The organism is Bradyrhizobium sp. BRP23 (genome assembly GCF_020194135.1).
GTDB classification, from domain to species: domain Bacteria; phylum Pseudomonadota; class Alphaproteobacteria; order Rhizobiales; family Xanthobacteraceae; genus Bradyrhizobium; species Bradyrhizobium yuanmingense.
The window spans coordinates 286,395-299,010 of sequence record NZ_JADYVW010000007.1 but is presented as its reverse complement, the minus strand read 5'-3'; the positions used below and the strand labels follow the sequence as shown (position 1 = coordinate 299,010).

Annotated in this window: 14 protein-coding genes; 5 read left to right on the top strand and 9 right to left on the bottom strand. The window is 64.5% G+C overall.

Going from position 1 to position 12,616, the window contains the following annotated elements; all coding sequences use genetic code 11:
• Positions 1 to 7 precede the first annotated feature (7 nt).
• The 5 genes from I6F24_RS21235 to I6F24_RS21215 all read left to right on the top strand — a co-directional run bounded on the left by I6F24_RS21235 (position 8) and on the right by I6F24_RS21215 (position 3,875).
• On the top strand, positions 8 to 577 hold the full coding sequence (locus tag I6F24_RS21235; protein WP_036026687.1) for a peroxidase-related enzyme: 570 nt from the start codon (positions 8 to 10) through the stop codon (positions 575 to 577).
• Between the two features lie 126 nt (positions 578 to 703).
• Positions 704 to 1,363, top strand: a complete 660-nt coding sequence (locus I6F24_RS21230; RefSeq protein WP_311735354.1) for a hypothetical protein — start codon at positions 704 to 706, stop codon at positions 1,361 to 1,363.
• Between the two features lie 19 nt (positions 1,364 to 1,382).
• Positions 1,383 to 2,075: an L-fuculose-phosphate aldolase gene (locus I6F24_RS21225; RefSeq protein ID WP_225151598.1), complete on the top strand. Its 693-nt coding sequence runs from the start codon at positions 1,383 to 1,385 to the stop codon at positions 2,073 to 2,075.
• Positions 2,076 to 2,107: 32 nt separating this feature from the next.
• Entirely contained in the window at positions 2,108 to 3,070 is a 963-nt protein-coding gene (locus tag I6F24_RS21220; protein ID WP_225151596.1) for a sugar kinase, read from the top strand.
• Positions 3,071 to 3,128: 58 nt separating this feature from the next.
• The gene (locus I6F24_RS21215) at positions 3,129 to 3,875 is read left to right on the top strand and encodes an SDR family NAD(P)-dependent oxidoreductase (protein WP_225151594.1); all 747 of its coding nucleotides are present in this window, start codon (positions 3,129 to 3,131) and stop codon (positions 3,873 to 3,875) included.
• 27 nt (positions 3,876 to 3,902) lie between these two features.
• On the opposite strand, the gene I6F24_RS21210 is transcribed toward I6F24_RS21215, so the two are convergent.
• From I6F24_RS21210 to I6F24_RS21170, 9 genes are read right to left on the bottom strand one after another with little or no spacing between them, the layout of a single operon-like run.
• Complete coding sequence (locus I6F24_RS21210; protein ID WP_225151592.1) at positions 3,903 to 4,877, bottom strand: tripartite tricarboxylate transporter substrate-binding protein; 975 nt, start codon at positions 4,875 to 4,877, stop codon at positions 3,903 to 3,905.
• Positions 4,878 to 4,901: 24 nt separating this feature from the next.
• Positions 4,902 to 5,618, bottom strand: coding sequence for a GntR family transcriptional regulator (locus tag I6F24_RS21205; RefSeq protein WP_050991723.1), 717 nt, complete (start codon positions 5,616 to 5,618; stop codon positions 4,902 to 4,904).
• Positions 5,619 to 5,641: 23 nt separating this feature from the next.
• Positions 5,642 to 6,382 carry an SDR family oxidoreductase gene (locus I6F24_RS21200; RefSeq protein WP_225151590.1) on the bottom strand — a complete coding sequence of 247 codons (741 nt, stop codon included), beginning with the start codon at positions 6,380 to 6,382 and terminating at the stop codon, positions 5,642 to 5,644.
• 24 nt (positions 6,383 to 6,406) lie between these two features.
• Positions 6,407 to 7,177 carry an SDR family oxidoreductase gene (locus I6F24_RS21195; RefSeq protein ID WP_225151588.1) on the bottom strand — a complete coding sequence of 257 codons (771 nt, stop codon included), beginning with the start codon at positions 7,175 to 7,177 and terminating at the stop codon, positions 6,407 to 6,409.
• A 16-nt stretch (positions 7,178 to 7,193) separates the two neighbouring features.
• Positions 7,194 to 7,574, bottom strand: coding sequence for a carboxymuconolactone decarboxylase family protein (locus tag I6F24_RS21190; protein WP_036011548.1), 381 nt, complete (start codon positions 7,572 to 7,574; stop codon positions 7,194 to 7,196).
• Positions 7,575 to 7,615: 41 nt separating this feature from the next.
• The gene (locus I6F24_RS21185; RefSeq protein WP_036026677.1) at positions 7,616 to 8,851 is read right to left on the bottom strand and encodes an ABC transporter substrate-binding protein; all 1,236 of its coding nucleotides are present in this window, start codon (positions 8,849 to 8,851) and stop codon (positions 7,616 to 7,618) included.
• Positions 8,852 to 8,882: 31 nt separating this feature from the next.
• A complete protein-coding gene (locus I6F24_RS21180; protein ID WP_128262831.1) occupies positions 8,883 to 10,115 on the bottom strand; it encodes an ABC transporter substrate-binding protein in 1,233 nt (410 codons plus the stop codon).
• A gap of 32 nt (positions 10,116 to 10,147) precedes the next feature.
• A complete protein-coding gene (locus I6F24_RS21175; RefSeq protein WP_036011537.1) occupies positions 10,148 to 10,855 on the bottom strand; it encodes an ABC transporter ATP-binding protein in 708 nt (235 codons plus the stop codon).
• Positions 10,842 to 12,614, bottom strand: a complete 1,773-nt coding sequence (locus I6F24_RS21170) for a branched-chain amino acid ABC transporter ATP-binding protein/permease (protein ID WP_225151677.1) — start codon at positions 12,612 to 12,614, stop codon at positions 10,842 to 10,844. Before I6F24_RS21170 ends, I6F24_RS21175 begins: the two co-directional genes overlap by 14 nt.
• Positions 12,615 to 12,616 lie beyond the last annotated feature (2 nt).

Below are 12,616 nucleotides of genomic sequence, written 5' to 3'. Positions count from 1 at the left end.
TTGGAACATGTCTGCAACCGCGATCAGCCGCTTTCCCGTTCCCGATATCGCGACGCTGCCGGAGGATATCCGCGCACGGATCGAGGCCGTTCAGGAGAAGTCTGGATTCGTCCCGAACGTCTTCCTGACACTTGCGCATCGTCCGGACGAGTTCCGGGCGTTCTTCGCCTATCACGACGCTCTCATGGACAAGCCGGGGCCGATCACCAAGGCCGAGCGCGAGATGATCGTCGTCGCGACCAGCAGCGCCAACCAATGCCAGTATTGCGTCGTGGCGCACGGCGCCATCCTGCGCGTGCGGGCGAAGAATCCGCTGATTGCGGACCAGGTCGCCGTCAACTACCGCAAGGCCGATATCACCGCGCGGCAAAGGGCGATGCTCGATTTCGCGATGAAGGTCTCGGTGCGCGCCTATGAGGTGGACGATTCCGACCTCGTGGATCTCAAGGGACATGGATTCACCGAGGAGGACGTCTGGGACATCGCAGCCATCGCTGCATTCTTCGGCATGTCGAACCGCCTCGCCAACGTCACCAGCATGCGTCCGAACGACGAGTTCTTCGCGATGGGACGCTAAACGCCGCGAACGAGAGCTGCAATGGTATCGCTGGTCATCGACAGGCGCTTCCGGGGCCCACCCAACTCCGGCAACGGCGGTTATGTATGCGGATGTCTCGCAAGGCACGTCAGTGGAGACGCCGAAGTGACGTTGCGCGCCCCACCGCCGCTGGAGCGGTCGCTCGACGTGCTGACGGGGGCCGACGGCGGGATCGAGTTGCGCGAGAAAGACAAGCTGCTCGCGACGGTGCGTGCAACAGACATCGATGTGCCGGACGTTCCCAGGGTAAGCTACGAGGCGGCCGAAGAGGCGGCCGGCCGAACACCCTACGAAGAGCAGACCCATAACCTTCCGACTTGTTTTGTCTGTGGCCCCGCGCGTGGTCACGGCGATGGTCTTCGCATCTTCGCAGGCCCGCTGCAGGCGGGCGCTGTCCCGGGCAAGCCCGTCGTGTTCGCGGCCTCCTGGGTACCTCATCGGAGCCTGTCCGGTGCGGACGGCCATGTCGCGCCCGAATTCGTCTGGGCCGCTCTCGATTGCCCGACCGGCTATTGCAGCGTTGGCGCCCGTCACCTGGGATTGAAGGGCGACGAAACGGCGCTGCTCGGACGCATGGCCGCTCGGATCGAACGCCGGCCGCGTCCCGGAGATCGATGTGCGGTGGTGGCGTGGCCGACCGGGCGGGAAGGCCGCAAGTTGTTTGCCGAGAGTGCTTTGCTCGATGCCGAGCAGGAGGTGCTGGCGACCGCGCGAGCCACCTGGCTGTTGGTCGACCGTCAGGTCCAGCTCGGAGCAAGTGCATGAACCAGGGTGGAAGCAAGGTATGATCGGCCGCGAAGCAGAGCTCGAACTTCGTCAATCCATCATCGACGCGTGCCGCGAGATGGCGGCGCAAGGCATCAACCAGGGAACGTCCGGAAACATCAGCGTTCGAGCCGACGACGGCATCCTCCTGACGCCGTCCGGTCTTCCCTACGACCGCATGAAGCCCGAAGACATCGTGGCCATGAAGTGGGACGGCTCATGGACTGCATCGGCCGGCAATGTTCCGTCGACCGAATGGCGTTTTCACCTCGACATCCTCAAGTCGAAGCCGGAGGTTGGCGCCGTCGTTCACGCCCATCCGGTCTTTTGCACCATCATCGCGATCATGAATCGCTCGATCCCTGCGATTCACTACATGATTGCCGCGGCCGGCGGCAACGACATCCCCTGCGCGCCCTATGCGCAATATGGCACGGCCGAACTGTCGCAGGCGGCCCTGAACGCGCTTCGCTATCGCCGCGCCTGCCTCCTCGCACATCACGGGCTGATCGCCATCGGTCCCAACCTGCGCAAAGCCTTGTGGCTCGCGGTGGAGGTCGAGGTGCTCGCCAAGCAGTATCACGGCTGTCTTCAACTCGGCTCTCCTCCGCTGCTACCGGACGAGGAGATCGACAGCATCCTGAAGCGATGGGGGCATTACGGCCTGCGCGATAACGAAGGCGCGGCCAAGATTACCCAGCTGTCGAGCTAGATCACGAATAATCCCCTGCCTTGCGAGAACTCATGGCCTACACTCACGACGTCAGCGTCTGCGGCACTTACATCCTGGATATTCTCGGGGTCCCCGTTACCGAGATCCCACCCGGAGGTGGCCGGTTGTTGATCGAGGAAATCCGGCTCGCAGTCGCCGGCACGGCCGGCGGAACGGTCGTTCCTTGCGCGCGGCTCGGCTTGAAGGCGCTCGCGGTTGGTGCCGTCGGCTCCGACGAGAAGGCTGATTGGATGCTGAACGCGCTGGAGCGCGAAGGCATCGATATCGCTCTGATGGAGCGAATGACCGGCGCTCCAACCTCTGCAACGATTTTGCCGATCCGGCCCGACGGCTCGCGTCCGGTCATGCATGCGAGGGGCGCCTCAGCCCGATGGCGGATCGCGCCCGAAACGCAAGTAGCCGCATGCCGGAGCAAAATTCTCCATCTCGGCGGGGTCGGCTCTCTGCTTGCGATGGATGGAGCGCCTTCCGTCGCATTGCTGCAGGATGCGAAAGCCGCTGGTTGCACGACGACGCTCGATCTCATCCAGGCGCGGCGTGAAACGCTGGCACTGGTCGAGCCGCTGCTGCCCTATGTCGACTTCTTCATGCCGAGCATCGATGAGACCAGTGCCATGGTCGGAACCGACGATCCCGCCGCATGCGCGCGGTTCTTCATCGACAAGGGGGCGGGGGCCTGCGCCATCTCTCTCGGCGCCGACGGCTCGTTCGTGATGACCCGCGACGGACGCCAGTTCACGGTGCCGGCGTTCGACGTTGCCGTTCGCGATACGTCGGGATGCGGCGATTCCTATACGGGCGGCTTCATCGCGGGGCTGGCTCGCGACTGGGACCTGCTCGACTGCGCCAAGCTCGCGACCGCGACGGCCGCGATCGTCGCGACGGGGCTGGGTTCGGGCGCCAATCTCGTATCCTTCGAGGAAACCGTGAAGGCCATGAACACCTTGCCAATCCGCAAGCCGGCTTGCGCCTGATCTTTTCAACGCCGGTAAAGAACCAAGATTCATTGGAAATAACAGGGGAGAATGCAACATGGCCCGACATGCGATCGTGACGGGGGCAAGCCGCGGCATTGGCCGTGCGATTGCTACTGGCCTTGCCAAGCGAGGCTACGATCTCGCGCTGACCGACATCGCGGCCCAGGAGAAGGTTCTGCTCGAGACCGTCGCCGAGGTCGGCAAGCTTGGCGGCCGCTGCATCCCGGTGCTGGGCGACGTCAGCGATATCGGCGATTGCAGGCGTGCGGTGGCTGAAGCCGTCCAGGGTCTCGGGCACCTCGATGTCCTCGTCAACAATGCGGGCATCCTCAGGCTGGCGAGCATCGACGAGCTGACGACCGAGACATGGGATCAGACCTTCGCCGTCAACACGCGCGGCGTCTTCCAGATGACCCAGGCCGTGGTGCCACATATGAAGGAGCGCAAATACGGGCGGATCGTCAACATCGCCTCGCTCGCCGCTCGAACGGGCGGTCCGGGACAGTCCCACTATGCCGCGTCGAAGTCGGCGGTGGTCGGCTTCACCCGGGTGTCGTCCATGGAGTTCGGCGGCTACGGCATCACGGTCAATGCCGTATGCCCGGGCATCATCGTGACGGAGATGGGGATGAACAATCTCCGCGATCCCGAGCGTGTCGCCTATTTCGAGAAGGTCACGGACCTGCACCGGCTCGGGCAGCCGGAGGACGTCGTCGGGCCCGTTGCGTTCTTTGCGTCTGACGATTCTGCGTTTGTGACCGGCCAAGCCCTCAACGTCGACGGAGGCATCTTCTACAGCTAGCAACGGGGTCGATCCGCTCTAGCTAACCTATTGCGGCTCGATGCCGGCTGCCTTGATGATCCTTCCCCATTTGCCGATCTCAGCCTTGAGAAAGGCTTCAAGGGCTTCCGGCGTCGCGCGTTCGGGTTCAACCGGGGACATGCTGAGCTCACCAAACCGATTGATCAGGGCGGGATCCTTCAGCGCGGTCTGCAGCGCGCCGACGAGTTGGTCGACTACGGGCTTCGGCGTGCCGCGCGGGGCGTAGAGTCCATACCAGGTCGTCACGTCGAACGCGGGAAGGCCGGCCTCGGCCGAGGTCGGCACGTTCGGCAGCGTTGCAACCCGCTTCTTGCTCGTGATCGCGTAGCCCTTGATCGTGTTCGACTGAATATAAGGCGTCGGCCCGGTTGCAGGGTCGCAATAAACGTCGATGTGGCCGGCGATGACGTCGTTCAGCGCTGGGCCGCCGCCCTTGTAGTAGATCGGGGTGAGCTTGGTATCGGTGGTGCTCATGAACATCAAACCGCAGAGCTGTGAGGCCGAGCCGAGACCGACATTGCCGAAGGTGATCTTGTCGCCGGCATTGCGGATCTGCGCGATGAGCTCGTTGAGATCCTTGGCAGGAAAGTTCGGCCGCGCCACGAGGATCATCGGGACGTCGGTGACGAGCCCGATCGGGGCGAAATCGCCGACCGGATCGAACGGCAGCTTGGCGTAGAGGGCCGGCGCGGTGGCCTGGCCGACATGCATCAGCAGCAGCGTGTAGCCGTCGGGGGCCGCCTTGGCGACACGGTTGGTGCCGAGCGTGCCGCCGGCGCCGACGACGTTTTCGATCACGATCGACTGTTTCAGCGTCGTACTCATGGCGCCGCCGAGGATGCGTGCGATCACGTCGCCGGGACCACCAGCTGAGAACGGCACGATCATCGTGACCGGGCGGGTGGGGTAGTCTTCCGCAATGGCTGCGCGGCAGGGATAGAGCAGGACAAGCAGGATCAGCGATCGTACGAGATACGTCATCGAACACTCCCTGGCGGCAATGTTTTAGTCGTCGGAAGGCGCCGCCTCCTTGGCTGCCGACGATTTTTCGATCATGTCGAGCGCGGCCACCGCCGCCGCATTGATGTGGTCGACGCAGCAGCGCTCGGCGAGGTCCGCATCGCCGTTCTGGATCGCGCGCCAGATCGCGGTAACCTCGCGCAAGCTCTTGTTGATCCGCTTCGGCTGCGACATCGAGGTGATCCGCAACAGCTGGATTCGGTCATGCAGCGGCTTGAGCATGCGCTCGATGAACGCGTTGCGGCAGCCACCGATCAGAGCGGCGTAAAAGTCGGTCTTGGCTTCCAGGCATCCGACGAGGTCCTGCTTGGCTGCGGCTGCCTTCAGCCGGGTCAGGGCTTCCCCGATCCGGCGAGCCACTTCCGGGTCGTGAAGCCTGGCGCATTCACGGCCGGCGAAGCCTTCGAGCACCGCGCGGGCGGCGTAGAGCTGCCGGGCCTCCTCCAGGCTGATCGTGGAGACCACGGGGCCGCGGTGAGGGACCGTATTGACCAGCCCGTCGGCCTCGAGGGCGCGTAGTGCTTCCCGGATCGAGGGGCGGCTGACGCCCATCATCTCGCAGAGCTCGCGCTCGACCAGGCGCTGGCCCGGTTTCAGCGTGCCGGACATGATCGCCTCGCGCAGCTTTTGCGCCACCATCGCTCGGACGGTCGGTACGTCATCGATGCGGAGTGTCGACTGCAATTCGCGGCGTCTTTCCATGTCCGGGCCTTGGTTGGAATGATTCAATACCGGTTTACAGGCAGAATCATCATTTCGGCAATTTGAACGTGGGCGGGCTGATCCAGGGCGAACACGATCGAGAGGGCGATGTCGGCCGGCTCGAGCGCCATCCTGAACTGGTCGAAATAGTCCCTTTCCTTCTGCTTGTCGCCGCGGTAGCGGGTCAGGATGATGTTGGTCCTGGTCAGGCCGGGCTGGAGCTCGGTGACCCGGATCGCGGTGTCCGCCAGCTCGCCCCGGAGGGTCTCGGTGAACATGTGCACGCCTGCCTTGCTGGTGCTGTAGGCCGCCATATCCGGGACTATACGGACGGCGTTGATGGAGCTGATGTTGACGATATGGCCGGCGTTGCGCTTGACCATGTCGGGGAGGATCGCGCGGGTGACGCGCATCAGGCCAATCAGGTTGGTCTGGATGATGTTGGACCAGTCGTCGGCGGAGCCGGCGTCGAAGCGTGTCCGGCCGCCGATGTCATGCCCGGCATTGTTGATGAGGATTTCGACCGGCTTGAAATGAGCAGGAATGGCCTCCGGCAGACTATCCACGTCCCGGGAATCGCTGACGTCGAGCTGAATCGGAAACACCTCGTCGCCGACGGTGGCCGCCAGCTGCTGAAGCGCCTCGGCGTCACGATCGACCAGCACGACGCGGCGGCCGCTGTCCAGCAGCGCCTTGGTGATGGCGCGTCCCATGCCGCCGGCAGCGCCGGTCAGGACGACGGTCTGGCCTGGTTGTTCGGTCATCTCAGCACTCCCATTCCAATGCTTTCATGCGATTGACCAGCCGCCGTCGATGGGCAGGCTGGCGCCGGTGATGTCATTTGCCGCGGTGCCGCAGAGAAAGATGACCATGGCGGCGACCGCATCCATTTCGACGAAGCGCTGCGTCGGCTGGCGCTCGCCAAGATATTCGCGGGTCACGTCATCGACGGGGCGTCCGCTATTCGCTGCCATCGTCGCGATCTTGTTCAGGATCGCCGGCGTCGGCAGCGTACCCGGGCAGAGCGCGTTGCAGGTGATTCCGCTGCGGGCGGTCTCGATGGCCACCGCGCGGGTCATGCCGAGGATTGCCGCTTTGGTCGTGACGTAGTCGATGCGATCTTCGACCGCGCGGCTCGAATAGATCGAGCCGATATTGATGATCCGGCCCCAGCCGCGCTGCTTCATCGCGGGCAGCGCAAGGCGGATCAGGTGGAACGGCGCCGACAGGTTAACAGCGAGCGCCTGGTCCCAGCGATCGGGTGGAAACTGCTCGATCGTCGAGAAATGCCTGACAACGGCGTTGTTGACAAGGATGTCGATGACTCCGCAGCGGTCGAGCAGGCCGACCATCATGCTCTCGATGTCGTCGCGCCCGGACAGATCGGCAGCGGCGGGGATGACCTCGATGCCGAAGCGGGCGCTGAGGTCGTCCGCGGGCTGCTTCGGCGCAACGAGGTCGTGCAGGACAATGTTGCAGCCCGCGCCGGCCAGGCCTTCCGCGATGGCGAGGCCAAGGCCTGCGGTCGCGCCGGTCACGAGTGCCCATTTGCCCTTCATCGCAGCCCGCGCGCCCTTATTTCTTGTCGAGCTCGGCGAAGACTTCCTTCGCGTTGCGGAACGCGTCCACGCCGGCAGGCACGCCGCAATAGATCGCGACCTGCATGAAGACCTCGCGGATCTCCTCTTTGGTCGCGCCATTGGCGAGGGCGCCGCGGACGTGGGTCTTCAGCTCGTGCGGACGGTTGAGCGCGCAGAGCATCGCCAGATTGAGGAAGCTGCGCGTCTTTCGCGTCAGCCCTTCGCGGCCCCAGACGTAACCCCAGCAGTACTCGGTGGTCAGATCCTGCATCGGGCGGTTGAACTCGTCGGCTGACGCGATCGCCTTGTCGACGAACTCGCTGCCGAGCACGCTCTTGCGGATTTCGAGGCCGCGGTCGTAGGTCGCCTTGTCCATTCTGTTCTCCGTTTCGCTTTCGAGCGGTATCAGGTCTCACCTTAGCTCTTGGGCCAGAACGGCTTCGCCAGCGCGAGCTCGGGCGGGAACACCGTCACCGGCACGCCGGATTGCCACTGCACGATGGTCATGCCGGCGCCGACGCGGCGGCCTTTCTGGTCGAACTTGATTTCGCCGAGCGGGTAATATTTCGAGGGACCCGCATCCATGGTGCGCAGCGCTTCGCCGACGGCGACGCGGTCGGCCTTGCCGGCCTTCTCCAGCGCGTCCTTGATCACCCACATGTCGCCATAGGTGGAGATCGCGTTCTGCGTCATCCACGGCTCCTTGTAGCGGGTCTTCAATTCGGCGATCAGGGCCTCATGGCCCTTGGCGCCCCAGCTCGCAACGCAGGTCAGGACGCCCTGCAGCAGTTCGGGGCTCACGGTCTGCAGCATGTCGGGTTCTGCGATGGCGATGCCGAATGAGATCGTCGGCACCTTGCCCTGGCCGAGGCCGAACTCGTTCATCTTCTCGAGCAGCAGTTTTGCGTCCGAGATCACAGTCGGCAGGAAGAAGAGCAGGTCGGGCTTGGCCGAGCGAATCTTCTGCACCAGCGATGTCGCATCCGCCAGCGGCGGGGTGAAGGTCTCGTCCACGATCAGCTGCAGCTGGTTTTCCGCCAGCAGGCCTTCGCGCATCGACTTCGCCGAGGCGATCGACGCGGCCGTGTTGTCGGTGAGGATCGCGACCGTCTTCGGCCGCTTGCCCGATGCCGTCTCGGCCAGCTTGATGATTTGCGGCAAGGCCTGACGGGCCTGTGAGGCTGCCGTGGCCGAGGTCTGGAACACGTATTTGAAGCCGCGATCCGTGATCAGATCGGAGTAGGAGAGGGTGAGGACGGGCAAGTTGGCGCGTTCCGTGACCTCGGTGACCGCGAGCGTGAAGGATGACAGGTAGGCGCCGCTTGCCGCGACCAGGTCGCTCTCCTGCGCCACCATACGCTGGGCGGCGTTCTTGGCCTTCTCAGTGGTGTCGCCGGAATCGAGCACCACGAGCTTCAGCTTGGCGCCGCCGAGCGCCTTGACTCCGCCTTGCGCGTTGATGTGCTCGACGGCCATCTCGGCGCCCTGACGCATCACCGTGCCGGGACGGGCGTAGATGCCGGAGATCGGCACCAAGAGGCCGACCTTCACCTCCGAAGGCTGCTGGGCCCAGGCGCGGGACGCGATCAGCGTGCCGGAGGCGCCCGCAAGCAGTGTTCGACGGGTGATCCTGATCTTGCTCGTTGTTCTCATGACAATCCTCCTCCCTGAAAAGCGTGCGATGCTATTTCTTCGGCCAGAACGGCTGCGCCTGCGCGAGCTCGGGCGGATAGACGGTGACTGGCACGCCCGATTGCCATTGCACGATGACGACGCCGGCGCCGACCCTGCGGCCCTTCTCGTCGAACTTGAGCTGTCCGCCGGGATAGTATTTCGACGGTCCGGCATCCATGGTGCGGAAGGCCTGCGCGACCGCATTGCGGTCGGCCTTACCGGCCTTTTCCAAGGCTTCCTTCATCAGCCACATGTCGCCATAGGTCGAGATGACGTTCTGCGTCATCCAGGGCTCCTTGTATTTCGCCTTGAGCTCGGCGATCAGCGCCTCGTGACCTTTCGAGCCCCAATTGGCGACGATGGTCATGATGCCCTGCACTGTCTCCGGGCTCACGCTCTGCAGCATGTCCGGTTCGGCGATGGTGATGCTGAAGGACACGGTCGGGATCTTGCCCTGGCCAAGGCCAAACTCGCTGATCTTCTCGAGCCCCAGCTTGGCGTCCGACACCGCGTTCGGCATGAACAGCAGCAGATCGGGCTTGGCCGAGCGGACTTTCTGGATCAGCGGCGTCGCATCCGACAGCGGCGGGGTCCAGACTTCCTCGACGACGAGCTGGAGGCCTTCCTGCGCGAACAGCTTCTCCTTCAGCGCCTTGGCCGTGGCAACCGAAGTCGCGGTGTTGTCCATCAGCATCGCGACCGTCTTCGGCTTCTTGCCCGAGGCGTTCTCCGCGAGCTTCATCAGAGTCGGCAATCCGAGCTCGGACTGGCGGCTCGCGGTCGCGGCGGTCTGGAAGATGTATTTGAAACCGCGGTCGGTCAGAAGGTCCGAATAGGACAGCGTCAGCACCGGCAGCTCGGCACGCTCGGTCACCTCGGTGACCGCCAGCGTGAAGGACGAGAGATAGGAGCCGGTGGCAGCGACGAGATCCGGCTCCTGCGCCACCATGCGTTGCGCCGCGTTCTTGGCCTTCTCGGTGGTGTCGCCGCAATCGATCACGACGAGCTTCAGCTTGGCGCCGCCGAGCGCCTTGATGCCGCCCTGCGCGTTGATGTGCTCGATACCCATCTCGGCGCCCATCTTCATCACCTGGCCGGGGCGGGTGTAGATGCCCGACAGCGGCACGATCAGCCCGACCTTGATCTCGGCCGGTGTCTGCGCGCGTGCCACGCCGGCAAGGCCCACGGCGGCGGCGCCGGACAGCACGGTCCGTCGCGAGAGTCCCTCCGATGTCTTGTTCATTTTGTTTGCTCCCTGGTCTCTTTTTATGGTCGTCACATGCCGAGATAGGCCTTGCGCACGCGGTCGTCGGCGCGCAGCGTGTCGTTGTTGCCTTCGAGCACGACATGGCCGGCTTCGAGGACGTAGCCGTGGTCCGCGGATTCCAGCGCTTCCGCCACGCGCTGCTCGACCAGCAGCATGGTCAGCCCGGACTGGCGGCGAATCTCGATCAGCCGATCGAAGATGAAGTCGGCGGTTGAGGGCGCCAGCCCCATCGAGGGTTCGTCCAGCATCAAGAGTTTCGGCGAGGAGGCGAGGCCGCGGCCGATCGCGAGCATCTGCTGCTGGCCGCCTGACATCGTGCCCGCGAACTGGCTGCGACGCTCCTTCAGCACCGGCAGCCATTCGAAGATGCGCTCGATGTTGCTCTGCCAGTCGCGTCGACCGCTCTCCGTCATCGCACCCATCTCCAGATTCTCCATCACGGTCAGTGAAGGGAAGACCTGGCGGCCCTCGGGCACGTGGGCGATGCCGAGATGGGCGCGCTGCGGCGGCGGCACTGCGAGGAGGTCGACGCCGTCGAAGGTGATGGCCCCGCCGCTCGGCTTGACGATGCCGGAGATGGTCTTGAACAGCGTGGTCTTGCCGGCGCCGTTGGGTCCGACGATCGCGACGAACTGGCCGGCGCCGACATTGATCGAGATGTCGTTCAGCACGGGTTTGGCGGAATAGCCCGCGCTCAATCCCTCAATTCGCAGCATGGCCCACCCATTTCTTGCCCAGATAGGCCTCGATCACCCGGTTGTCGCGCGTCACCACTTCCGGCAGGCCTTCGGTGATGACGGCGCCGTGGTCGAGTACGACGAACCTGTCGACCAGCCGAACCATCGCCTGCATCGTGTGCTCGATGATCGCGATGGTCATGCCGTCGCGCGCGAGCTGCTGGATCACGGCGACGACCTCGTCCGCCTCGCCGTGGCCGAGGCCCGCGAGGGTCTCGTCGAGCAGCAGGATGCGTGGCTGGCCGGCGATCGCGCGGGCAAGCTCCATCAGCCGCAGCTCCTTGGTCGAAAGCTCGCCGGCCACGCGGTCGGCGACGGCGGAGAGCCCGACACGGGCAACTGCATCGGCGGCAAGCTTGCGAGCTTCGTCGTCGGACCGCGCGCGCACATAGGCACCGACCACGACGTTGTCGAGGATCGACATGCGCAGGAATGGTCGCATCACCTGGAAGGTGCGGCCGATGCCGGCCTCGCAGATCACGTGCGGCCGTTGGCCGGACATGTTGCGGCCATCGATCAGCACCTCACCCTCGCTCGGCTTCAGGAAGCCGTTGAGGAGATTGAACAGCGTGGTCTTGCCGGCGCCGTTGGGGCCGATGATGCCGAGTATCTCGTTCTGGTGCAGCTTGAAGCTGACATCCTGCACCGCCTTGAGGCCGCCGAAGGACCGCGACAGGTTCTTGACTTCGAGCACGACTTCACCGGTGGCGGCCCGCTGTCGGGGGGCGGGCTTCAGCGTGGTGACGTTGGCAGCCGATGTTTCGGGCAGGTCGGAGGCAGGCGCCTTAGGCGCGATCTGTTTGCGCAGGAGATCGCGCAGCTTCCAGAACAGGCCTTCCGGTGCCAGCAGGATGACGCAGACGATGGCGAAGCCGAAGATCACGCCCTGGATGCCCGGGAAGCGTGCGCCGGCCTCGGCGTGCAGGATCTCGGCGAGCGGGATCAGGATGACCGAGCCGATCACCGGCCCCCAGACTGTGCCGACGCCGCCGAACATCGCGACCGTCAGCGCCTGGGCCGACACCAGCATGCCGAACACCGATTGCGGCGTCACGACCAACAACACCTGCGCGTAAAAGCCGCCGATCGCCGCGGCAATGGCCCCGCTCAGCGTGATCGCGCGCAGCTTCCAGGCGAGCGTATTGATCCCGGCCGCCTCGGCGGCGGCCTCGTTCTGCTTGATTGCGAGCAGTGCCATGCCGAAGCGGGAGCGCTCGATGAATTGCGTCAGCACGATGGTGGCAAGCATGATTGCGAGTCCCAGCAGCGTGTAGATGCGCGGATCGGCGAATTGCATGTAGGCGATCGGCGCGTCGCGCTTGATCGGAAGGGTCACCTCCTGGAAGCCGAGCCACTCGAACACGTAGAGGATGGCAAGCGGGTAGGCGAGCATCGCCAGGGCGAAATAGTGGCCCTGGAGGCGGAAGGTGGGAAATCCGATCAGCAGCCCGGCGATGCCGCCGAGCACGGCGGCGATGGGGATCAGCAGCCAGGGCGATATGTCGAAATAGATCTGGCCAAGCGCGGTGGCATAGGCGCCAATGCCGAAGAAGGCGGCATGGCCGAACGAGATCAGTCCGGTGTAGCCGCTGAGCAGGTTCCAGGACAGGCCGAACACCGCCCACACCGGCACCAGCGTCAGGATCAGCTGGTAGTAGGAATTGGTGACGCCGAGCGACAGCGCGGCATAGGCGATGGTGAAGAGCAGGGGAGGAAGAAAGGAGCGCATCCGGAGCATGA

Coding starts and splice junctions, on each gene's coding strand:
- I6F24_RS21170 (WP_225151677.1), bottom strand. CDS start 12,614: ATGCTCCGGATGCGCTCCTTTCTTCCTCCCCTGCTCTTCACCATCGCC.
- I6F24_RS21175 (WP_036011537.1), bottom strand. CDS start 10,855: ATGCTGCGAATTGAGGGATTGAGCGCGGGCTATTCCGCCAAACCCGTG.
- I6F24_RS21195 (WP_225151588.1), bottom strand. CDS start 7,177: ATGAAGGGCAAATGGGCACTCGTGACCGGCGCGACCGCAGGCCTTGGC.
- I6F24_RS21215 (WP_225151594.1), top strand. CDS start 3,129: ATGGCCCGACATGCGATCGTGACGGGGGCAAGCCGCGGCATTGGCCGT.
- I6F24_RS21190 (WP_036011548.1), bottom strand. CDS start 7,574: ATGGACAAGGCGACCTACGACCGCGGCCTCGAAATCCGCAAGAGCGTG.
- I6F24_RS21220 (WP_225151596.1), top strand. CDS start 2,108: ATGGCCTACACTCACGACGTCAGCGTCTGCGGCACTTACATCCTGGAT.
- I6F24_RS21210 (WP_225151592.1), bottom strand. CDS start 4,877: ATGACGTATCTCGTACGATCGCTGATCCTGCTTGTCCTGCTCTATCCC.
- I6F24_RS21185 (WP_036026677.1), bottom strand. CDS start 8,851: ATGAGAACAACGAGCAAGATCAGGATCACCCGTCGAACACTGCTTGCG.
- I6F24_RS21200 (WP_225151590.1), bottom strand. CDS start 6,382: ATGACCGAACAACCAGGCCAGACCGTCGTCCTGACCGGCGCTGCCGGC.
- I6F24_RS21180 (WP_128262831.1), bottom strand. CDS start 10,115: ATGAACAAGACATCGGAGGGACTCTCGCGACGGACCGTGCTGTCCGGC.
- I6F24_RS21235 (WP_036026687.1), top strand. CDS start 8: ATGTCTGCAACCGCGATCAGCCGCTTTCCCGTTCCCGATATCGCGACG.
- I6F24_RS21205 (WP_050991723.1), bottom strand. CDS start 5,618: ATGGAAAGACGCCGCGAATTGCAGTCGACACTCCGCATCGATGACGTA.
- I6F24_RS21225 (WP_225151598.1), top strand. CDS start 1,383: ATGATCGGCCGCGAAGCAGAGCTCGAACTTCGTCAATCCATCATCGAC.